The following is a 21,376-nucleotide window of genomic DNA, read 5'->3' as shown; positions in this document are numbered from 1 at the left end:
CCCCCCCCCCCCCACGGCGTGCTCTGCGCGTCACCCGTCCTATGAATCGGACGTCCTATGAATCGGACAGGCGGGGCTGGATGAAGTCCAGGAACGCCTTGGTCTTGGCGGGCAGCATGCGGGACGGCAGCAGTGCGAACAGCGGCAGGGGCGTCAGGCTCCAGTCGGGCAGCACGCGCACCAATCCCGCCTGCTTGATCGCGCGCTCCATCGCATCGAACACCAGCAGCGGCGTAATGCCCAGCCCCTGGCCGGCCAGGCGTCCCAGCATGCCCACATTGTTCGCCGACAGGCGGCCGGAAACCTGCACGCGCTCTACCTTGTCGCCCGAGTGGAGCATCCAGAAAGAGGATTCCTCGCGCATGGTCGGCCGCAGGCATTCATGGTGCGTCAGGTCTGCGGGCACGCGCGGCTCGCCGTGGCGCGCCAGGTAGTCCGGCGATGCGTACAACTGGTGGGCCATCAGCACGATCTTGCGCGAGATCAGGCTGGAATCGGGCTGCTGCCCGAAGCGCAGGATCAGGTCGAACGGATTGCTGATGGGGTCGATCGGGCGCATGCTCAAGTCGAAATCGCATTCGATGTCGGGATGCTGCTCTCGAAATTCACTGATGACGGCAGGCAGGAACAACTGGGCCAGGCTGGTGGGCAACGAAATGCGCAGGCGGCCCTTGGGCTGCACCGCCATGTCCAGCAACTGGTCGTGCGCGATGCGCGCTTCTTCCACGATGTGCCGGCAGCGTTCGAAGTAGATGGCGCCCGCTTCAGTCAGATCGATCTTGCGCGTGCTGCGGTTCAACAGGCGCATGCCCACGCTGCGTTCCAGTTCGCTGACCCGGCGAGAGAGCGTGGAGGTCGGAATATTCAAGGCTTCCGCAGCGTGGCTGAAGTTCTTGCGCTTGGCGACTTCGACGAAAAGCGCGATGTCGTTAAGCTGGATATCCATAAGGCCCTCTAGACTCAAAATTCCATTTCTGGCAGATTTGTATGATAAATGGAATTATTGTCCCGCCAGCAGAAATGTCTATTTCCCCACGCGGAACTTCCTGTTCCCGGCGGGTGGCCGCGGGTTCCGTGACCCAGCTTGCTTGTAGCTGAATGCCTGCAGGGCCTGTCGCGCCTGGCTTGGCAGAAAATCTGCGCAAGAATCGCGCGGGTGACGCCGGATACATCGTGCAATTGTCCCATCCGTGAAAATATGTTCACCAAAATAAGGGTTTTTACTAGGCGCCAATCGCCAGATACTTCGTCCCAGCAATCAAACAGTCACATCGCAGCTGCCAGCCTGGCAGAAGACGCTGTGCAAGGTTTAGGATGGAGTCATCACAATGAAAGCCCTAGCAACCGCACTTATGGTCACCGCAACCCTGGTTGGCATGTCCGCCGCTCACGCCGATGGCAAGACGCGTGAACAGGTTCAACAAGAACTGCAGGCCGCCAAGGCCGCAGGCCAGGTCACGTTCGGCGAACTGGATTACCCGCCCGCCGCCGCTGCTCAGACCAGCATGACGCGCGATCAGGTGCAGCAAGAACTGCAAAGCGCCAAGGCCGCCGGCCAGGTCACGACCGCCGAACTGGACTACCCGCCCCGCGCTGCCGTGTCGCAGTCCGGTGGCAAGACCCGCGAGCAGGTCCGCCAGGAATTGGCCGAAGCCAAGGCCCGTGGCGAATACACCTTCGGTGAATTGGACTACCCGCCCAAGGGCAAGTAAGCCTCGACGCCTGACGTCTGGCCCCGGATGGTCACGAGAAACCCCTTGAGACGCCGAGGGGTTTTTTATTGCCCGTTCGCGGCGCGGACGGCGAAACAGTGTGGCGTTTTTGCCGCAAAACTGTGCGCGTGCTCGAACAAGTGTTGTCGATGAATCCGGCGTGCCGACGGGATAAGACCGCGCGCATTTTCGATTTACGAGCAAAGATTCATATTTATTTTCAAGGCGTTAACGCAGGTTTCCAGACCTGGCGAGGTGTCAGCTGGTCGTCATTATCCCAACCATGGAAAGTAGTTCTTCGAAATCCGTGTTACTTCGGGTTGGCGCAAGCCGGACACTAGATTCCGTGCAGACGCCGCCTGCGTGTTCGCAGCGGCACGCAAAGGCCCCGTCGTTGGGACGGCGCGGTTGCGGATGCCTTTTATCTCGCCATTTTGGGGACTTATATGAAGAAGACGCTATTGGCCGTCGCGTTGCTGGCAGGTTTTGCCAGCGCCGCGCAAGCCGCAGACTCCGTGACGCTGTACGGCTTGATCGACGCCGGTATCGGCTACGAACAAGTGAAGTTCAATGGGGTGTCGCAAAGCCGCTTCGGCGGCGTGCAGGGCGTGAGCAGCGGTTCGCGCTTCGGCCTGCGCGGCACGGAAGACCTGGGCGACGGCTTGCGCGCCGTGTTCACGCTGGAAGGCGGTTTCGGTCCCATGAACGGCAAGTCGCTGCAGAGCGGCCGCCTGTTCGGCCGTCAGGCCACCGTGGGCCTGGACAGCGATTCCTGGGGGCGTCTGGAATTCGGCCGCCAGACGAACCTGGCGTCGAAGTACTTCGGTTCGATCGACCCGTTCTCGATCAGCTACAACACCGCCAACATGGGTACCACGTTCGGTAGCGCCAACACGATGCGCCTGGACAACCTGGTTCTGTACCAGACCCCGAGCATGGGCGGCTTCAAGGCAGGCGTGGGCTATTCGTTCAGCGCCGACGACAGCGTCAGCGACACGACCCAGACCGGCTTTGCCACGGGCGACAACAACCGCGTGCTGACCGCTGGCGTGCAATACGTCAACGGCCCGCTGAACGTGGCCCTGGCCTACGACCGTTTCGATCCGACGAACAAGCGCGTCGGCGGCAAGGACTCGGCCCGCATCCAGGAATACATCATCGGCGGTTCGTACGACTTTGAAGTCGTGAAGCTGGCTGCCGCTTTCGGCCAGACCCGCGATGGCTGGTTCATCGGCCAGAACATGGGTACCACGCCTGACGGCATGAACAACCTGGGTTCGTTCAAGCTGGCTGACGGCTTCCGCGCCAATTCCTACATGATCGGCGCCACCGTGCCGCTGGGCCGCCACGCCGTGTTCGGTTCGTGGCAGCGCGCCACCGCGGGCAACGACAAGCTGACGGGCGACGACGCCACGTTCAACGTGTACAGCCTGGGCTACACCTACGACTTCACCAAGCGCACCAACCTGTACGCGTACGCTTCCTACGGCGACAACTACGCGTTCCAGCATGATGCGCGCGACACCGCCGTTGCAATGGGTATTCGTCACCGGTTCTAAGCGGCAACGCACCCGGCCGGGCCTTGCTGAATGCGCGGCTTATCTCCGTAAGCCGCCGAGTGACAGCGATCCCCCCGCTTATTTGGGTCCGGCCGGGCGCGTTTGACGTACAGAAGGGAAGGGCCTCCGCAAGGAGGCCCTCTCGCATTGGAGCGGCAGGCCGCGCTCGGCGCTTACAGGAACAGCTTGTAGGCGGGGTTGTCGGTCTCGTTCCAATGCGGATAGCCGAGTTCGGCCACGAACGAGCGGAATTGTTTCTTGTCTGCCGCGGGCACCTGGATGCCGATCAGGATGCGGCCGTAGTCGGCGCCCTGGTTGCGGTAGTGGAAGAGGCTGATGTTCCAGTCCGGATTCATCGCATTCAAGAAACGCATCAGCGCGCCCGGGCGTTCCGGGAATTCAAAGCGGTACAGCAATTCATCGCGCGCCAGCGCGGAACGCCCACCGACCATGTGGCGCAGGTGGGTCTTGGCCATTTCGTCGTGCGTCAGGTCCAGCGTGTCGAACCCGTGGCGGCGGAAATTGGCGGCGATCTTGTCCGGTTCGGCGGCGGACGACACCTGTATGCCGACAAAGACGTGGGCGCGGTCGGCATCCGAGATGCGGTAGTTGAATTCCGTGACGCTGCGTTCGCCGACCAGTTCGCAGAAACGGCGGAAGCTGCCGCGTTGCTCAGGCATCGTCACGGCAAAGACGGCTTCGCGCATTTCGCCCACTTCGGCGCGTTCGGCCACGAAGCGCAGGCGGTCGAAGTTCATGTTCGCGCCGCAGGCGATGGCCACCAGTGTCTTGCCCTTCAGGTGGTGTTCGGCCGCGTACTGCTTGGCGCCGGCCACCGCCATGGCGCCTGCCGGTTCCAGCACGCTACGCGTGTCCTGGAAGACGTCCTTGATCGCGGCGCAGATGGAATCGGTGTCGACCACCACGAAGTCGTCGACGTATTTGCGGGTCAGCTTGAAGGTTTCGGCGCCCACCATCTTGACGGCCGTGCCATCGGAGAACAGGCCCACGTCGCTCAGTTGCACGCGACGGCCGGCGCGCACGCTGCGCAACATGGCGTCGGAGTCCTCGGTTTGCACGCCGATGATCTTGATCTCGGGCCGCAACTGCTTGATATAGGCGGCCACGCCGGAAATCAGGCCACCGCCGCCGATGGCGACGAAGATGGCGTCGATGGGGCCCGGGTGCTGGCGCAGGATCTCCATGCCCACCGTGCCCTGGCCGGCGATCACGTCGGGATCGTCAAACGGGTGGACGAAGGTCAGCTTCTCTTTCTTTTCCAGGATCTGCGCGTGTGCGAAGGCGTCGGTGAAGCTCTCGCCCGCCAGCACGACTTCGCCGCCCAGCCGGCGCACCGCGTCGATCTTTACCTGCGGGCTGGTCGTGGGCATGACGATGACGGCGCGGCACCCCAGCCGGCTGGCGGCCAGCGCCACGCCCTGGGCGTGGTTGCCGGCTGATGCCGCGATGACGCCGCGGTTGCGCAAGGCGGGCGCAAGATTGGCCATCTTGTTGTAGGCCCCGCGCAGCTTGAAGCTGAAAACGGCCTGGGTGTCCTCGCGTTTGAGCAGGACCGTGTTCGCGATCCGCGCGGATAGCTGGGGCGCCGGTTCCAGCGGCGATTCGACCGCGACGTCGTAAACCTTCGAGGTCAGAATGCGTTTCAGGTAATCAGTGGACATGGACTGCGGCAGGGACAAGAGTGAGGACGTGGGCAGGATTATTGCAGGGAAAGCCGGGTTGCCCGACAGGTTTATGCCCAGGATGACGCCGCGTGGACAGCGAAGGCGCGATCGATTCCTGATCGTTCCGCCCTTGGGCGCGGCTACACTCGCTCATCATGGAAGAAAGCCTCTTATCCGCTGTTCACTGGCTGTTGGGAATGCTGGCGCTGCCCTCGGTGGGCCTGTCGGCCATTTTCACGGTGTCGCTCGTGTCCGCCACCTTGCTGCCGCTGGGCTCCGAGCCGGCGGTGTTCGGCTACATCAAGTTGTCGCCGGACATGTTCTGGCCTGCCGTTCTGGTGGCCACCGCCGGCAATACCGTGGGCGGGGCGATCAGCTATTGGATGGGCCTGGGCGCTGAAAAGGCCGTCGAGCGCTGGAAGGAAAAGCACCCCCATCCGCACCCGGACGCGACCGAAAGCGGCCGCATGCGCGGGCGCTGGAACGAGCGGGCGCATGACTGGATCCACCGGATGGGGCCGCCGGCCTTGCTGCTATCCTGGCTGCCCGCGGTGGGCGACCCGCTGTGCGCGGTGGCGGGATGGTTGCGGCTGTCGTTCTGGCCGTGCGTGCTGTATATGGCCATCGGCAAATTCCTGCGATATCTGGTGATGACCGCCAGCTTGCTGTGGTTCTTTCCCGGGCAGGTTTGAGGCTGACTGAAAGCTTAAATGGGGACGCATTGACGCCCTTTCCCCACGCTTTTGGCCGGCTTCCTAGGGGTATTTGGGGTCAAGTCCGGCTGATGGCATAAAATAATTTTTTATGGGCCCCTCTTGCCGCCATGAACGCCCCACTCGCTAGCCACATCTTGAACGGGGCGATGCCGCCCGCAGCACCCGCGCGATTGCGCGAAATTCCCTACAACTACACGTCGTTTTCCGACCGCGAGATTGTCGGCCGGCTATTGGGCGAAGACGCCTGGAGCCTGCTGTCCGACCTGCGCGGCGAACGCCGTACCGGCCGCTCCGCGCGGATGCTGTACGAAGTGCTGGGCGACATCTGGGTCGTGCGCCGCAATCCGTATCTGCAGGACGACCTGCTGGACAACCCCAAGCGCCGCAAGCAGCTCATCGACGCCTTGCATCACCGCCTGGGAGAGATCGACCGCCGCCGCGAACCGGGCACGCCCACCGAGGAAGGCCACGATCCGCACCGTGATGAAAAGGTCGTTGGCCTGCTGGCCCGCGCCCGTTCCGCCATCGCCGCGTTCGAGGGCGAGTTCGACCAGACCACCATGATGCGCAAGCAGGCGCATAAGGTGCTGGGCCGCATCACGGCGCGCGACAACATCAAGTTCGACGGCCTGTCGCGCGTGTCCCACGTGACGGACGCGACCGACTGGCGCGTGGAATACCCGTTCGTGGTGCTGACGCCGGATTCCGAAGACGAGATCGCCGCGCTGGTCACGGCCTGTATCGAGCTGGGCCTGACCATCGTCCCGCGCGGGGGCGGCACCGGTTATACCGGCGGCGCCATCCCGCTGACGTGGAAGTCGGCCGTCATCAACACCGAGAAATTCGACAAGCTGGGCAAGGTCGAGTCCTGTATCTTGCCCGGGCTGACCGAGCCCGTGGCCGTCATCCATGCCGGCGCCGGCGTGGTGACCAAGCGGGTGTCGGAAGCGGCCGAAGCCGCCGGCTTCGTGTTCGCCGTGGACCCGACGTCGGCCGAAGCGTCGTGCGTGGGCGGCAACATCGCCATGAACGCGGGCGGCAAAAAGGCCGTGCTGTGGGGCACCGCGCTGGACAACCTGGCCTGGTGGCGGATGGTCGATCCGGACGGCAACTGGCTGGAAGTGACCCGTCTGGAACACAACATGGGCAAGATCCATGATGTGGAGCTGGCCCGTTTCGAACTCAAGTGGTTTGACGGCAAAGGCAAGCCCGGCGAACGCCTGCTCAAGACCGAAACGCTGGAAATCAAAGGCCGCGTGTTCCGCAAGGAAGGGCTGGGCAAGGACGTCACGGACAAGTTCCTGGCGGGCCTGCCGGGCATCCAGAAGGAAGGCTGCGACGGCCTGATCACGTCGGCGCGCTGGGTGCTGCACCGCATGCCGCGCCACACGCGCACGGTCTGCATGGAATTCTTCGGGCAGGCGCGCGACGCCATCCCGTCGATTGTCGAGGTCAAGGGCTACCTGGACGGCGAAGGCCGCGCGCGCGGCGCCATCCTGGCCGGGCTGGAACACCTGGACGAACGCTATCTGCGCGCGGTCGGCTACGCCACCAAGAGCAAGCGGGGCGTGCTGCCCAAGATGGTCCTGATCGGCGACATCGTCGGCGACGACGATGACGCCGTGGCCGCTGCCGCCAGCGAAGTCGTGCGCCTGGCCAACACGCGCCACGGCGAAGGCTTTGTGGCCGTCAGCCCCGAGGCGCGCAAGAAGTTCTGGCTGGACCGCTCGCGCACCGCCGCCATCGCGCGCCACACCAACGCCTTCAAGATCAACGAAGACGTGGTGATTCCGTTGCCCCGCATGGGCGAATACACGGATCACATCGAACGCATCAACATCGAACTGTCGACAAGCAACAAGTTGAAGCTGCTGGGCGCGCTGGACGCCTACCTGTGCACCCCGCTGCCGGTGGGCAAGGCCGACGACGCCGATATCGAAAGCACTCGCGCCGAAGTGCTGGCCGACCGCACGCGCCAGGCGCTTGAGCTGCTGGGCAGCGTGCGCCAGCGCTGGCAATGGCTGCTGGACAACCTGGACCTGCCGCTGGCGCAGGCGTTGCCGGACCTGCAAGCGTTGGGCCTGGGCGACGTCCATGCCACGCTGACGGACCGCTTGGCCGCGCAACCGACCGCCCGAGTGTTCGACGTGGTGCAGGACCGCACGATCCGCGTGTCCTGGAAGGTCGAAGTGCTGCCCGGCCTGCAGCGCGCGTTCTCCGGCGCTGCTTACAAGAAGATCGTCGACGAACTCGTCGCCATCCACGGCCGCGTGTTGAAAAGCCGGGTGTTCGTCGCGCTGCACATGCATGCCGGAGACGGCAACGTGCACACCAACATCCCGGTCAACTCGGACGATTACGAAATGCTGCGCGAGGCCCATCAGGCCGTTGACCGCATCATGCAGATCGCCCGCGACCTGGACGGCGTGATCTCCGGCGAGCACGGCATCGGCCTGACCAAGTACGAATTCCTGACCGAAGCCGAACTGGCGCCGTTCCAGGACTACAAGCGTCGCGTCGACCCCAATGGCCACTTCAACGCCGGCAAGCTGATGCCGGGCGCCGACCTGCGCCACGCCTGGACGCCCAGCTTCAACCTGATGGGCCACGAGTCGCTGATCATGCAGCAAAGCGACATCGGCGCCATCTCGGAATCCATCAAGGACTGCCTGCGTTGCGGCAAGTGCAAGCCGGTGTGCGCCACCCACGTGCCGCGCGCCAACCTGCTGTATTCGCCCCGCAACAAGATCCTGGCGACGTCGTTGCTGGTTGAAGCCTTCTTGTACGAAGAGCAGACCCGGCGCGGTGTCAGCCTGAAGCACTGGGAAGAATTCGAAGACGTGGCCGATCACTGCACGGTCTGCCACAAGTGCTACAACCCCTGTCCGGTCGATATCGACTTCGGCGACGTGTCGATGAACATGCGCGCCGTGCTGCGCCGCATGGGCCGCAAGTCGTTCAACCCGGGCACGGCCAGCGCCATGTTCTTCCTGAACGCCAAGGATCCGGCCACGATCAACGCCACCCGCAAGGCGATGGTGGGCGTGGGCTACAAGGTGCAGCGCGCCGCGCATGACCTGTTCTCGGGTCTTGTGAAGAAGCAGACGGCCAAGCCGCCGGCCACCGTCGGCAAGCCGCCGCTGCGCGAGCAGATCGTGCACTTCGTGAACAAGAAAATGCCCGGCGGGCTGCCCAAGCAGGCAGCACGCAAGCTGCTGGACATCGAAGACGCGAACTACGTGCCGATCATCCGGGACCCCAAGGCCACGACCGCCGACACCGAGGCCGTGTTCTATTTCCCCGGCTGCGGTTCCGAACGCCTGTTCTCGCAAGTCGGCCTGGCCACGCAGGCCATGCTGTGGCATGCGGGCGTGCAGACCGTGCTGCCGCCGGGCTACCTGTGCTGCGGCTATCCCCAGCGCGGCAACGGCATGACGGACAAGGCCGAGCAGATCATCACCGACAATCGGGTGCTGTTCCACCGGGTCGCCAATACGCTGAACTACCTGGATATCAAGACGGTGGTGGTCAGCTGCGGCACCTGCTATGACCAGTTGTCGGGCTATGAATTCGACAAGATCTTCCCGGGCTGCCGTCTGATCGACATTCACGAGTACCTGCTTGAAAAGGGCATCAAACTGGAAGGCGCCAAGGGCGTGCGGTACATGTACCACGACCCCTGCCACACGCCGATGAAGCTGCAGGAGCCGATGAAGACGGTGCGCGCCCTGGTGGGCGACGACGCCGTCAAGAGCGACCGCTGCTGCGGCGAGTCGGGCACCCTGGCGGTCAGCCGGCCGGACATCTCCACGCAAGTGCGCTTCCGCAAGCAAGAAGAATTGCTGAAGGGCGATGCCGCGCTGCGCAGCGACGGCTTCGCGGGCGACGTGAAAGTGCTGACGTCCTGCCCGTCCTGCTTGCAGGGCCTGTCGCGCTATGAAGGCGACGTCAAGATGGAAGCCGACTACATCGTTGTCGAAATGGCCCGCCACATCCTGGGCGAAGGCTGGATGGAAGACTACGTGAAACGCGCCAACGCGGGCGGCATCGAGCGCGTGCTGGTGTAAGCGGCACGAGCAAGCCGCCTTTGCGCAAAAAAAACGCGGCCAGCAATGGCCGCGTTTTTTACGTCTTGCCGGGTCACTCCAGCTTGATGTTTGCCTTCTTGATGACGTCGGCCCAGGCGCTACGCTCCTGTTCGGCATACGCCTTGAAGTCCTGCGCGGACATCGGCATCGGGATCACGCCCATGTCCAGCATCTTTTGCGACACGGCGGGGTTTTTAAGCGTGGCGTCCAGATCGGCCGACAGTTTCTTGACCACGGCTTCCGGCACGCCGGCCGGGCCGACCAGGCCTTGCCATGCATAGGCGGTGAAGTTGGCCACGCCTTGTTCGGCCATCGTGGGCGTGTCGGGCAGCACGGACACGCGCTCGGGGGTAGCGGCGGCCAGGACGCGCAACTTGCCGGCCTTCACGTTGGGCAGGCCCGAGGCCAGGTCGATGAACATCACGTCCACCTGTCCGCCCAGCAGGTCCTGGATGGCGGGGGCGGCGCCCTTGTAGGGCACGTGCAGCAGGTTGGCGCCCGTGCGCTGCTTGAAGAGCTCCAGCGCCAGGTGATGCGGCGAGCCCGCGCCGGCGGAGGCCGCCGTCAGCTTGCCCGGTTCCTTCTTGGCGGCGGCCAGCACGTCGTCGACCGTCTTGTACGGCGAATTGACGTTCACGGCCAGCAACAGCGGGAACTTGGCGATGCCGCCGATGTAGGTGAATTTGGCCGGGTCGTAGGACAGCTTCGCGTACAGCGACGAGTTGAACGCCAGCGTGCCGGAGTCGGCCGTGCCGATCAGGTAGCCGGTGGGCTCGGCTTGCGCGATGGCCGTGGCGCCGATGATGGTGGCGGCGCCGGGGCGGTTTTCAACGACGATGGTCTGGCCCAAGGGCTTTTCCAGCCCACTGGCGACCGTGCGGGCCACCACGTCCGTGCCGCCGCCGGCGGGGTAGGGCACGATCCAGCGGATCGGCTGCGTGGGCCAGGATTGGGCGGATGCCGTGGCGGCGGCCAGCGACAGGGCGGCCAGCGCCAATAGGCGCCGTGCGGGGTTCTGCATGGGGTGTCTCCTCGTGCGGGGTCTGTATTGAGCGCGACGCCAGTGGCAATCGAGTCTTGCGCCGTCAGTATGCGTCGCTATTTTTGCGACGCTATTATGCCTCGCGTTGCCACCGGAAAGGCGGGGTCATGCCCCCCGGTTTTCCCGCACTGCACCCCGCCGCAGGCTACTGCGGATCAGGGTAGGTGCGCGCCCCGAAGATCGCCGTGCCGATACGCACTTCGGTCGACCCTTCCTCGATCGCCAGTTCGAAATCGCCGCTCATGCCCATCGACAAGCGATCCAGCGAGATCCCGGCGATGTCTTCGGCGCGCAACTGGTCGCGCAGCTCGCGTAGCGCGCGAAAGCAGGCGCGGACTTCCTCGGGGTCAGGCGAATTCACGGCCAGCGTCATCAAGCCCTTTACCCGCAAGGTGGGGAATTCGGCGGCGATGCGCCGCAGGAAGGCGGCCACGTCTTCGGGGGCCATGCCGAACTTGCTGGGTTCCGCCGAGGTCTTCACCTGCACCAGGACGTCCAGCGTGCGGCCTTCGTTCAGCAGCCGGCGGTGCAGCGCTTCGGCCAGGTCGGGCCGGTCCAGGGACTGGACTTCGGTCGCGTCGCGGGCGGCGTCTTTGGATTTGTTGGTCTGCAGGTGCCCGATCAGCACCCATTGCAGGCCCTGGCCGCTCAACGCGGCGGCTTTCTGGCGAATTTCCTGCGTCTTGTTTTCGCCAAACCGGGTCAGGCCCAGCGCCATGGCTTCGCGGATCGCGTCCACGTCGAAGGTCTTGCTGACGGGCAGCAGGACGACGCTGTCGGGCGCGCGTCCGGCGCGCGCGCACGCGCGGGCGATGCGTTGCTGGATATGGGCGAGGCGCCCGGCCATGGTGTCTACGACGGTCATGCAGCTCTCTTGCAGGAACAGGATGTCCCATAGTGTAGGACTGCGCAGGATCGTTTCGCCACACTGGCCGCTTTCGCCGTTGACCCTGCGTAATCGGCAGGCTTAGAATTTGCGGAGATTTGTTTATATTTCAATGTTCTATGCCACCTGTGCCGCCCGCCGGACGACACGGTTTCCCCCCCTTTCCAGTCCCCCGCCATGTCCAGCGCTGCGCCAGAATACGCCTTTGCCACGCCTTTCCTGAATCCCCCCGCTTCCCCCATCCGATCGCTCATGCCCTACGCCATGCGGCCGGGCACGATCTCGCTGGCGGGCGGCTACCCCGCGCAAGAGCTTTTCGATGTGGAAGGCCTGTCCATCGCGTCGACCCAGGTGCTGGCCCGCCTGGGCGCCTGCCTGCAGTATTCCAATATCGACGGCCAGGCCACCCTGCGCCACGAATTGGCGCGCCTGTCCGCCGCGCGCGGCCTGCAATGCAACGCCGACACCGAACTGATGGTGACCGGCGGATCGCAGCAGGCGCTGGCGCTGCTGACCCGCGTGATGTTGCAACCCGGCGACCACGCCATCATCGAATCGCCCGCCTTTCCGAATTCCGTCCAGGCCCTGCGCTATACGGGCGCCACCGTGCATACCGTGCCCTCCGGGCCCGACGGGATCGATGTGGACGCGCTGGACGAGCTGGCCAGCCGGATCAAGCCGAAGATGGTCTGCGTGGTGGCGTCGTTCTCGAACCCGTGTGGCGCGACCCTTACGCGCCAGCGCCGCCTGCGGCTGCTGGAACTGGCGGTGAAGCACCGTTTCCTGATCGTCGAAGACGATCCCTACAGCGAATTGCGCTTTGCCGGCGAGGCGGTACCGCCCATCGCCGCCCTGGCCGAGGGCGAAGCCCGGCATTGGGCGGTGTATCTGGCCAGCATGTCCAAAACGATGGCGCCCGCGCTTCGCATCGGCTGGCTGGTGGCACCACCCGAGATCCGCCGCCGCTGCGTCGGCGCCAAGGCGGCCGACGACATGGCTTCGTCCGCCTGGATCCAGGAAGTCGTGGCGCAGTACCTTGCCAATGGCCGCTACGAAGAGCACGTGCCGCGCATTCGCGCCGCGTATGGTCGGCGTTGCGACGCGATGGCGGAATCGCTGGCCCGCGAACTCAACGACCGCGTCCGCTTCAGCAAGCCCGAAGGCGGCATGTTCTTCTGGGCGCGCCTGACGGGCGACGTGGATGCCACGCGCCTGTTGCCTTACGCAATCGAGCACGAAGTGGTCTATGTACCCGGCAAGGCGTTCTACGCCAATGCGGATCAGGCGGACCTGTTCGCCATGCGCATGTCGTTCGCCACCATGAACGAAAGCCAGATCGCCCAGGGCATGGTCCGGCTGGGCCGCGCGCTGGAGGCCTGCGAAGCCAACGAACCCGTGTCGATTTCGCTGGCGGCTTGATCCGGGCCAAGCCCGCCCGCGCTCGGCGTGGCTATGCTGAAGGCCGGTTCCGCCATGCCCGCATCGGGCAGCGGACGGGCATACCTAAATAAGCGCTTGTTATTTGGCGTGGGCGCTTCATGTCTATAAGCTTCTCGCCTCGGCGCGTTCCCGCGCCCGGCATAACAGGAATCCAGGTCATGAACATTGCAAAAGGATTGGCGGGCGCGGCGCTCTTGATGGCGGCGGCGCAAGGCGCGCAGGCGGCAACACTGGACGTCGTGCGCCAGCGCGGCGCAGTGGCTTGCGGCACGACCACGGGCTTCGCAGGTTTTTCGGCGCCGGACGCGCAAGGCAAATGGCAGGGGCTGGACGTGGATCTGTGCCGCGCCATCGCCGCGGCGGTTTTCGGCGACGCCGACAAGATCAAGGTGGTGCCGTTGAATTCTCAGCAGCGCTTCACCGCGCTGCAATCCGGCGAAGTCGACGTGCTGACGCGCAACACCACCGTGACGCAGCAGCGCGATACCGCGCTGGGCATCATCCACGCCGGCATCAACTTCTACGACGGCCAGGGCTTCCTGGTGCCCAAGTCGCTGGGCGTGAAGAGCGCCAAAGAGATCAACGGCGCCACCATCTGCCTGCAGACCGGCACGTCCAACGAGAACACGCTGGCCGACTGGGCGCGCGCCAACAACGTGACCTACAAGCCGGTGGTGATCGAGACCTTCAACGAAGTGGTGAACGCGTTCGCCGCGGGCCGCTGCGACGTCTTTTCCACGGATGCCTCGGGCCTGGCCTCGATCCGTATCTCGAAGCTGCAAAATCCCGACGACTACATCGTGCTGCCCGAGATCATCTCGAAAGAGCCGCTGGGCCCCTTCGTGCGTCAGGGCGATGATGCCTGGCTCAATATCGTGCGCTGGTCGTTGTCGGCAATGATCGAAGCCGAGGAATACGGCGTGACGTCCAAGAACGTGGACGAACAGGCCAAGAGCACCAACCCCAACATCAAGCGCATCCTGGGCGTCACGCCCGGCGGCGGCGCCAATCTGGGGCTGAACGAAAAATGGGCCTACAACATCGTCAAGCAGGTGGGGAACTACGGCGAAAGTTTCGAGCGCAACGTCGGCCAGGGTAGCCCGCTGAAGATCAAGCGCGGCCTGAATGCGCAGTGGACGCAAGGCGGCTTGATGTACGCGTTGCCGATCCGCTGACCGGCTACCTCGTCATCCCCGCCGATACAGCTGCGCGATTTTCACAAAGGCGCTGCGCAATTCGCGCGTGCCTCCCTGGAGGATCACCGGCCGTCCCCGGTGGGTGAACACCACCAGCCGTTTCGAGAACAGCATGGGCACGAAGCGCGCGTAGCGCACGTCTTCCCAGGCGACTTCGCGGCGGGTGAACCACGTCTGGCGCAGGCCGCGTTCATCGATGGTGGTGATCGACGTCTGCATGTGCCAGGACACGAACAGCAGGCCCACGAAGCACAGCACCACCACCACCGCCAGCACGGTATCGAACGGCTGCGCGGGCGCGCGGATGGCGGTCGTCACCACCTGCACGCCCAGCACCGCCAGGATCACCCATGCCAGGATGCGCACCCAGTCGGGCCATGCCTGGCCCGACAGTGGCAGCGGGCCGATGTCGCGCAGCAACGCTGCACGATCTTCCATGGCGGGGGCGGTGTCAGGCGTGGTCATGCGGCCCGTTTGGCGGCGATCGCGTTGCCGGCCCGGCTGGAACCCTTGCGGTTCAGGTGGGCCGACATCCATTGGCCGATGTCGACCACGGCGTCAAAGTCCACGCCGGTGTCGATGTCCAGGCCGCGCAGCATGTAGAGCACGTCTTCGGTGGCGACGTTGCCGGTGGCGCCCTTGGCGTAGGGGCAGCCGCCCAGGCCGGCGACCGACGTGTGGAAGATGGAAATACCGGTTTCCAACGCGGCCAGAATGTTGGCCAGCGCCTGGCCGTAGGTGTCATGGAAGTGGCCGGACACGCGGGCCGGGTCGACCACGCGCGTGACCGCCGTCATCACGTCGCGCACGCGCTGCGGCGTGCCCACGCCGACGGTGTCGGCCACGTCGATTTCGTCGACGTGCATCGCCAGGTAGCGTTGCGCCACATCGACCACCGACTCCACGGGAACGTCGCCCTGGTAGGGGCAGCCCAACGCGCAACTGATGCTGCCGCGCACGCGGATGCCGGCTTCGCGCGCGGCTTGCACCACGGGTTCGAAGCGGGCGATGGACTCCGCGATGGAACAATTGATGTTCTTTTGCGAGAACGCTTCGCTGGCGGCGCCGAAGATCACGATTTCGTCCGCGCCAGCGGCCAGCGCGCCTTCGAAGCCCTTCATGTTCGGGGTCAGCACCGAATAGATCGTGCCAGGCCGGCGTTCGATGCGTGCCATCACGTCGGCGCCGTCGGCCATCTGCGGCACCCACTTGGGCGATACGAACGAAGCGGCTTCCACATTGGGGAAGCCCGCGGCCGCCAGGCGGTTGACCAGTTCCACCTTGATGTCGGTGGGCACGAATTCCTTTTCATTCTGCAGACCGTCGCGAGGCGACACCTCGACGATCTTCACGCGGGAGGGCAAAGCCATGTCTCTTCCTGGTTCGGTATTGGGTGACGCGGCGCGCAAGGCTGCGGCGCTTGCGTCAATATTAGCGCCATCGCGCGGCAGTTCGCTTACGCCGCGGGGGGAATGCGGCCCTACTTCAGCCGTTGGTAGCGGCCATCGTCCAGACGGGCGACGCGGCCCTGTAATTCCAGTTCGACCAGTTGGGCTTGCAGGTCGCCCGTATTCAGTGTCAGACGCGTTTGCAGGGTGTCCAGGTGCAGCGGGTCGAAGCCAAGCGCTTCCAGCACGGGATGGTCGGGCAGCGGGGCTTCGGGCCGGGGCGCGGCGCGCACGGCGGGGGTGGGGCCGGCGCCCAGTTCATCGGTGATGTCGGCCGCGGTTTCCACCAGCTTGGCGCCTTGGCGGATCAGCGCATGGCAGCCGCGCGACAAGGGGGAATGGATAGAGCCTGGGATGGCGAAGACCTCGCGTCCGCTTTCACCGGCCAGCCGCGCCGTGATGAGCGAGCCGCTTTGCTTGGCCGCTTCCACTACCAGCACGCCGCGCGCCAGCCCGGCCACAATGCGGTTGCGTTTGGGAAAGTGCGGCGGCAAGGCCCCCGTGCCCAGTGGAAACTCGGAAACCAGCGCGCCATGCGCGGCGATGCGGTGCGCCAGGTCGCGATGGCGGGCGGGGTAGATGCGGTCGATGCCGGTGCCCATGACGGCCACCGTGCCCGCGCCCTCCGGACCGGCGTCCAGCGCGCCTTCATGCGCCGCCGCATCGATGCCCAGGGCCAGTCCGCTGACGACGCGCCAGCCGTGCGCGGCCAGGTGGCGGGCGAAGGCGCGGGCGTTTTCCTGGCCGCCGGGCGTGGCGTTGCGTGCGCCCACGACGGCCAGCGACGGGCCTTGCAGATAGGCCGGGTCGCCGGCGACATAAAGCAGGATGGGCGGATCCGCGATGGTCAGCAGGCTCTGCGGATAGGTAGGGTCGGCCAGCGTCAGGATGTGCCGGCCGGGGGCGCTGACCCATTCCAGCGCGTTGTCCACCTGCGCCGCCATGTCTTCGGGCATGGACGCGGCCAATTGGCGCGCCAACGCCTCGGGAACATGGCGCACCAGCGCCGTGGCCCGTTGCGCGTAAATCTGTTCGGGCAGACCCAGGGCGCCCAGCAGCATGCAGGCGGTGGCGGACCCGATATTGGGTTCCAGGGACAGCCGCAGCCAGGCGGCGAGTTCGGCGGAAGAATGCGTAAGCGGCATGGGGCAAGCGCGTAAGGCGTCGAAGGGTGCATGAGTGTCGCATGCGGGGCAGGGCGGGCCCGGCGGGGGCGGGACGGAACTGTCGCGGCGGCCCCGCCGCACGGGCCTGAATAAACCGGGGACGCAGCAATGCCCGCAATGCTCGACTTAGCCGAAAACTATTAGAAATCAAGACTCTAATGAATTAAACTCTTAGGTAAGCATCAATCACTGGCGATACCCCTTCAATGGCTTTACTTCCTATCCTTCGCTACCCGGACCCGCGCTTGCACAAAAAGGCCAAGCCGGTAGCCGAAGTCGACGACCGCATCCGTCAACTGGTGCGCGACATGGCCGAAACCATGTATGACGCGCCCGGCGTCGGCCTGGCCGCGACCCAGGTCGACGTGCACGAGCGCGTCGTCGTGATCGACGTATCCGAGGACAGCAATGACTTGCTGACCCTGATCAACCCCGAGATCACCTGGCGCAGCGACGACTACAAGATCTACGAAGAGGGCTGTCTGTCCGTGCCCGGCGTTTACGACGAGGTCGAGCGCGCGTCGCGTATCCGCTGCAAGGCGCTGGACATCGACGGCAAGCCGTTCGAGTTCGAAGCCGACGGCCTGCTGGCCGTGTGCGTGCAGCACGAACTCGACCACCTGGAAGGCAAGGTCTTCGTCGAATACCTGTCCAACCTGAAGCAGAACCGCATCAAGACCAAGCTGAAGAAAGCCGAGCGCGAAGCGCTGCGCGACTGACGAGAAGCCCCTTCCCCAACCCGCTTGCCTTGTTCTTCATCCCATGCGCCTAGTCTTTGCCGGCACGCCGGAGTTCGCCCGTATCGCCTTCGACGCCCTGCGGGCCGCAGGTCACGACATTGCCCTCGTCATGACGCAGCCCGACCGCCCGGCCGGACGGGGGCTGAAGCTCTCGCCCAGCCCGGTCAAACAGGCCGCGCTGGATGCGGGCATCCCCGTCGCTCAACCGCGCAGCCTGCGCCTGGACGGCCGCTATCCCGACGAAGCCGCCGAGGCCCGTGCGCTGCTGGAACAGGTGGCGCCCGATGTGATGGTGGTGGCGGCCTACGGCCTGATCCTGCCGCAATGGGTGCTGGATCTGCCGCGCCTGGGTTGCCTGAACATCCACGCCAGCCTGCTGCCGCGCTGGCGTGGCGCGGCGCCCATCCAGCGCGCCATCGAAGCCGGCGATTCGCAGACGGGCGTGACGATCATGCAGATGGATCAGGGCCTGGATACCGGTGACATGCTGCTGGAGCGCGTGGTGCCCATCCTGGGCGATACCAATGCGGCGCAATTGCACGACGCATTGGCCCTGGCGGGCGGCGAGGCCATCGTTGAAGCACTGGCCGCATTGGCCCAAGGCGGCCTGACCCCGATCAAACAGCCCGAAGCCGGCGTGACCTACGCAGCCAAGCTGGACAAGGCGGAAGCGGCATTGGATTGCACCCAGTCGGCTGAATTGCTGGAACGCCGCGTGCGTGCCTTCAACCCGGTGCCCGGCGCCAGCATCCGCCTGCCCGGCTTGCCCGACCCCGTGAAGGTCTGGCGCGCGCAGGCGCTGGCGTCGTCGACGGCGGGGGAGCCCGGCAGCGTGTTGCGCGCCGATTCCTCGGGGATCGATATCGCGACGGGCAATGGCGTGCTGCGCCTGCTTGAATTGCAGAAAGCCGGCGGCAAGCGCCAGCCGGTAGACGTCTTCGTGCGCGGCTGGCAGCCGGCCTGAACGTTCAAGGCCGGCGGTCGGCCAGCAAGTCCAGGTAGGCGCCCGACAGCAGCTGCGTGGGCGCCACGCCCAGGCTCTGCATCAAGGTCCGGGCTTCTTCCATGCCGGCTTCGGCGCTTTCGCCGTCGCGCAGCACCACTTCCAATTCCAGGAATTCCCCCAGGCCCTCCACGTTGTCCAGGTGGATGCGGGTGCGTCCGGCCATGAACACCGTCCGCTGCTTTTTCACGCGGCCGATCGCGCCGTAGGCCCGCGTAAGCGCGTCGCGCAAGGTGCTGGGCGAATCGGTCGGCGAGATGACGTAGAAGCTCTCTTTGGGCCCCGTATCGTCGGCGCGCTGATAGAAGATCAGTTCACCCGTGCCATCGGCGAACGCGCGCAGCTTCAGCCGGCCGTGGGTGCAGGTGAAGAAGGTGTCGTCCTGGGCAATGAAAACCGGCTCTTGCCCGGATAGCGCGGCGGCCAGGGGCTCGATGGCCGCCAGGCTGTCGACCTGCGCCTTGATTTCCACGTTGCGTGCCATGCGGAGCGTCCTTCTTCAAGCGTCAATACAGGGTGCCGGCCACGCGCCCGGGCAGGTCGCGATCGTAGGTGGCGCCGTCGAAAGTGCCGGCGGTCAGGTCCGACAGGATGCGGCCGACGCTGGGCAGGGCGCTGCGCGGCACCTGCGTCGCCGGATCCCACAGGCGTGAGCGCAACAGGGCGCGCGAGCACTGGAAGTACACCGTCTGCACGTCCACGATCAGCACGGAGCGCGGCAGCTTGCCGTCGATCTCGAAGCGCGTCAGCAGCGCGGGTTCCACGCTGATGCGCGCCGTGCCATTCACGCGCAGGGTCTCGCCCACGCCTGGCACCAGGAACAGCAACGCCACGCGGGGATCGGTCAGGATGTTCAAGAGGCTGTCGACGCGGTTGTTGCCGCGGCGGTCGGGCAGCAGCAGCGTCTTTTCATCTTCGACCACCACGAAGCCCGCCGGGTCGCCGCGCGGCGAAGCGTCCAGCCGGCCGGGGCCGGACGTGGCCAGCACTGCGAACGGCGCGGCTTCGATGAAGGCCCGATAGTGCGGATGCACGTGATCCACTTCCTTCTTCAGCGAGGCTTCTCCGGGCGAGCCATACAGCGCCTGCAAGGCGGCGGCATCGGTGATGAGATGAGCGGGATCGGTGTGCATGGCGGGGTCCAGGTTCAGGCCAGGATGGCGGGCAGGTCGTCGACGGTCAGGAAAATCTCGTTGGGGCCGCGTTCGCGGAGCGCGTCCACATGGTTATAACCCCAGGCGACGGAACCGACGTGCACGCCCGCCTTGCGGGCGGCGTCGATGTCGCGCATTTCGTCGCCCACCAGCAGGAAGCGGGCGGGGGCGACCTCGTGGCGGCGCATCAGGCGGTCGATCTTGGCAGCCTTGCCGAACAGGTCGGTGCCGCATTCGTAGTCGTCGAACAGCGCGGTGGCATCCGGGCCCAGCACGCGCTGCACGTTCTCGATGGAATTCGAGCTGATCACGGCTAACCGCAGTCCACCGGCCTTCAGGCGCGCGAGCACCTCGGGAATGCCGTCGAACAGGTGCACGCTGGGATCGATGTCCTGCATCAGGGTGCGCACGTGCGACATGATCGCCGGCAGCTTCCACAGCGGTATCCCCAGATACTTCAGGATGTCGGCGGCTTCGCGGTGGCGCAGGTTTTCGCGCTCCGACAAGTCGATCTTGCGGAAGCCGTATTTATCGGCCACGGTGTTCAGGATGGAATTGAACCAGGGCATGGTGTCCGCCAGGGTTCCGTCAAAATCAAAAGCGGCGATGTCGTATTTCAAGTGGGATCCAGTAGACGGCGCAGGCGTGGCTACAAGCCGTTGGGGTGAAGCAGATAGTGGACAACCGGCGCCAGGGCTTCCAGCGGCGGCGCGCTGGCCACGACGCGGGCGGCGTTCGTCCAGGGGTAATCCAGCGCCAGCAGCCAGCCGAAGACGGCGGCCGTGTCGCCCGGCGGCAGCGTCACCATGGTTTCGATCGTGATGGTGAGGTCCGTGGCGCGGTATGGGGAGGCCTGGAATTTCCAGTCGTACCGGCCGCAGCCCACACGCACGTTGCCGGTGGCCTTCTCGGTCATGGCCACGATCCAGTCGCATTGGTAGTCGGGCAGACAGGCGTCCGGTGCCGGCCGCGACAGGTAGAACGTGTAGACGTTGTCGTAGGTCTGGCCGAACTTGCGCACCAGCGTGTCGGCGATTGCCGCCAGCCCATGCGATTCGGGGGGGAAGGCGATGGCTTGCGTGCGCAGCGCCATTTTCAGCACGGCGTTGTCTGCGAATGCCCGCGACATGTAGTGCGGGCGATTCTCGTCCTTGGCGTGAAAATAGTCGCGCAGGACGGACTCGGTGCTGGAAGGGGACAACGAATCGGGCATCATTGCGTAAGCTTCCGTTGGGTCATGGGAGGGCGGCTTCAGGCCTTGATGGGATCGAACCACTTCGAGACATTGGGCGCCTCGTAGATGGCATAGCGGTCCAGCAAAACGGCGGGGTCTTCTTCCACTACCAGCATGTCTCGATGCTGGGGGCGGATGAACGCTTCATCGACGGCATGGTCCACGAACTGCACCAGCGCGTCGTAGTATCCCGCGATGTTCAGCAGGCCGCAGGGCTTCTGGTGCATGTTCAACTGCGCCCAGGTCCAGACTTCGAAGAACTCTTCCAGCGTGCCGGCGCCGCCAGGCAGCGCGATGAATCCGTCGG

At 65.1% G+C, this 21,376-nt stretch carries 20 protein-coding genes; 8 read left to right on the top strand and 12 right to left on the bottom strand.

Annotated features, from left to right (window positions below):
- Nucleotides 1-55: 55 nt before the first annotated feature.
- Nucleotides 56-946 carry a LysR family transcriptional regulator gene (locus ACE039_RS04835; protein ID WP_006224713.1) on the bottom strand — a complete coding sequence of 297 codons (891 nt, stop codon included), beginning with the start codon at nucleotides 944-946 and terminating at the stop codon, nucleotides 56-58.
- Nucleotides 947-1,328: 382 nt separating this feature from the next.
- On the opposite strand from ACE039_RS04835, the gene ACE039_RS04830 reads away from it, so the two are divergent.
- Complete coding sequence (locus ACE039_RS04830; protein ID WP_105555920.1) at nucleotides 1,329-1,712, top strand: DUF4148 domain-containing protein; 384 nt, start codon at nucleotides 1,329-1,331, stop codon at nucleotides 1,710-1,712.
- 446 nt (nucleotides 1,713-2,158) lie between these two features.
- Nucleotides 2,159-3,271, top strand: coding sequence for a porin (locus ACE039_RS04825; protein ID WP_448709277.1), 1,113 nt, complete (start codon nucleotides 2,159-2,161; stop codon nucleotides 3,269-3,271).
- Between the two features lie 173 nt (nucleotides 3,272-3,444).
- On the opposite strand, the gene ilvA is transcribed toward ACE039_RS04825, so the two are convergent.
- The gene (gene ilvA, locus ACE039_RS04820; RefSeq protein ID WP_448709276.1) at nucleotides 3,445-4,953 is read right to left on the bottom strand and encodes a threonine ammonia-lyase, biosynthetic; all 1,509 of its coding nucleotides are present in this window, start codon (nucleotides 4,951-4,953) and stop codon (nucleotides 3,445-3,447) included.
- Between the two features lie 158 nt (nucleotides 4,954-5,111).
- Between ilvA and ACE039_RS04815 the strand changes: the two genes are divergently transcribed.
- Nucleotides 5,112-5,648, top strand: a complete 537-nt coding sequence (locus ACE039_RS04815) for a YqaA family protein (RefSeq protein WP_105555923.1) — start codon at nucleotides 5,112-5,114, stop codon at nucleotides 5,646-5,648.
- Between the two features lie 131 nt (nucleotides 5,649-5,779).
- On the top strand, nucleotides 5,780-9,739 hold the full coding sequence (locus ACE039_RS04810) for a DUF3683 domain-containing protein (protein ID WP_485821797.1): 3,960 nt from the start codon (nucleotides 5,780-5,782) through the stop codon (nucleotides 9,737-9,739).
- 73 nt (nucleotides 9,740-9,812) lie between these two features.
- On the opposite strand, the gene ACE039_RS04805 is transcribed toward ACE039_RS04810, so the two are convergent.
- Nucleotides 9,813-10,781, bottom strand: coding sequence for a Bug family tripartite tricarboxylate transporter substrate binding protein (locus ACE039_RS04805; protein WP_310035276.1), 969 nt, complete (start codon nucleotides 10,779-10,781; stop codon nucleotides 9,813-9,815).
- Nucleotides 10,782-10,947: 166 nt separating this feature from the next.
- On the bottom strand, nucleotides 10,948-11,667 hold the full coding sequence (locus ACE039_RS04800) for a YggS family pyridoxal phosphate-dependent enzyme (RefSeq protein ID WP_105555926.1): 720 nt from the start codon (nucleotides 11,665-11,667) through the stop codon (nucleotides 10,948-10,950).
- 198 nt (nucleotides 11,668-11,865) lie between these two features.
- Here ACE039_RS04800 and ACE039_RS04795 point away from each other — a divergent pair, with 198 nt between their 5' ends.
- The gene (locus ACE039_RS04795) at nucleotides 11,866-13,107 is read left to right on the top strand and encodes an aminotransferase-like domain-containing protein (RefSeq protein ID WP_485821796.1); all 1,242 of its coding nucleotides are present in this window, start codon (nucleotides 11,866-11,868) and stop codon (nucleotides 13,105-13,107) included.
- Between the two features lie 179 nt (nucleotides 13,108-13,286).
- Complete coding sequence (locus ACE039_RS04790; RefSeq protein ID WP_105555928.1) at nucleotides 13,287-14,303, top strand: amino acid ABC transporter substrate-binding protein; 1,017 nt, start codon at nucleotides 13,287-13,289, stop codon at nucleotides 14,301-14,303.
- Nucleotides 14,304-14,315: 12 nt separating this feature from the next.
- Here ACE039_RS04790 and ACE039_RS04785 read toward each other — a convergent pair whose 3' ends face one another.
- The 3 genes from ACE039_RS04785 to dprA form a co-directional block, all read right to left on the bottom strand.
- Entirely contained in the window at nucleotides 14,316-14,789 is a 474-nt protein-coding gene (locus ACE039_RS04785; RefSeq protein ID WP_105555929.1) for a hypothetical protein, read from the bottom strand.
- Entirely contained in the window at nucleotides 14,786-15,694 is a 909-nt protein-coding gene (locus tag ACE039_RS04780; RefSeq protein ID WP_485821795.1) for a hydroxymethylglutaryl-CoA lyase, read from the bottom strand. The genes ACE039_RS04785 and ACE039_RS04780 overlap by 4 nt, the downstream gene beginning before the upstream one ends.
- A 110-nt stretch (nucleotides 15,695-15,804) precedes the next feature.
- A complete protein-coding gene (dprA, locus tag ACE039_RS04775; RefSeq protein ID WP_485821794.1) occupies nucleotides 15,805-16,917 on the bottom strand; it encodes a DNA-processing protein DprA in 1,113 nt (370 codons plus the stop codon).
- A 227-nt stretch (nucleotides 16,918-17,144) separates the two neighbouring features.
- Between dprA and def the strand changes: the two genes are divergently transcribed.
- Complete coding sequence (gene def / locus ACE039_RS04770; RefSeq protein ID WP_105555932.1) at nucleotides 17,145-17,657, top strand: peptide deformylase; 513 nt, start codon at nucleotides 17,145-17,147, stop codon at nucleotides 17,655-17,657.
- 43 nt (nucleotides 17,658-17,700) lie between these two features.
- A complete protein-coding gene (fmt, locus tag ACE039_RS04765; protein WP_485821793.1) occupies nucleotides 17,701-18,642 on the top strand; it encodes a methionyl-tRNA formyltransferase in 942 nt (313 codons plus the stop codon).
- A gap of 4 nt (nucleotides 18,643-18,646) precedes the next feature.
- On the opposite strand, the gene ACE039_RS04760 is transcribed toward fmt, so the two are convergent.
- The 5 genes from ACE039_RS04760 to ACE039_RS04740 all read right to left on the bottom strand — a co-directional run.
- A complete protein-coding gene (locus ACE039_RS04760; RefSeq protein WP_310035291.1) occupies nucleotides 18,647-19,165 on the bottom strand; it encodes a class IV adenylate cyclase in 519 nt (172 codons plus the stop codon).
- 22 nt (nucleotides 19,166-19,187) lie between these two features.
- Complete coding sequence (locus tag ACE039_RS04755) at nucleotides 19,188-19,814, bottom strand: pyridoxamine 5'-phosphate oxidase family protein (protein WP_313458516.1); 627 nt, start codon at nucleotides 19,812-19,814, stop codon at nucleotides 19,188-19,190.
- A gap of 14 nt (nucleotides 19,815-19,828) precedes the next feature.
- Entirely contained in the window at nucleotides 19,829-20,455 is a 627-nt protein-coding gene (locus tag ACE039_RS04750; RefSeq protein WP_485821792.1) for an HAD hydrolase-like protein, read from the bottom strand.
- Nucleotides 20,456-20,484: 29 nt separating this feature from the next.
- Entirely contained in the window at nucleotides 20,485-21,051 is a 567-nt protein-coding gene (locus tag ACE039_RS04745; RefSeq protein WP_105555937.1) for a hypothetical protein, read from the bottom strand.
- 35 nt (nucleotides 21,052-21,086) lie between these two features.
- Nucleotides 21,087-21,376 (bottom strand): LOG family protein (locus ACE039_RS04740; RefSeq protein WP_485821791.1); only part of this gene is annotated, 290 nt, incomplete at its 5' end.

It is taken from the genome of Achromobacter maghribensis, assembly GCF_057334215.1.
This window is presented reverse-complemented; position numbering and strand designations above follow the sequence as displayed.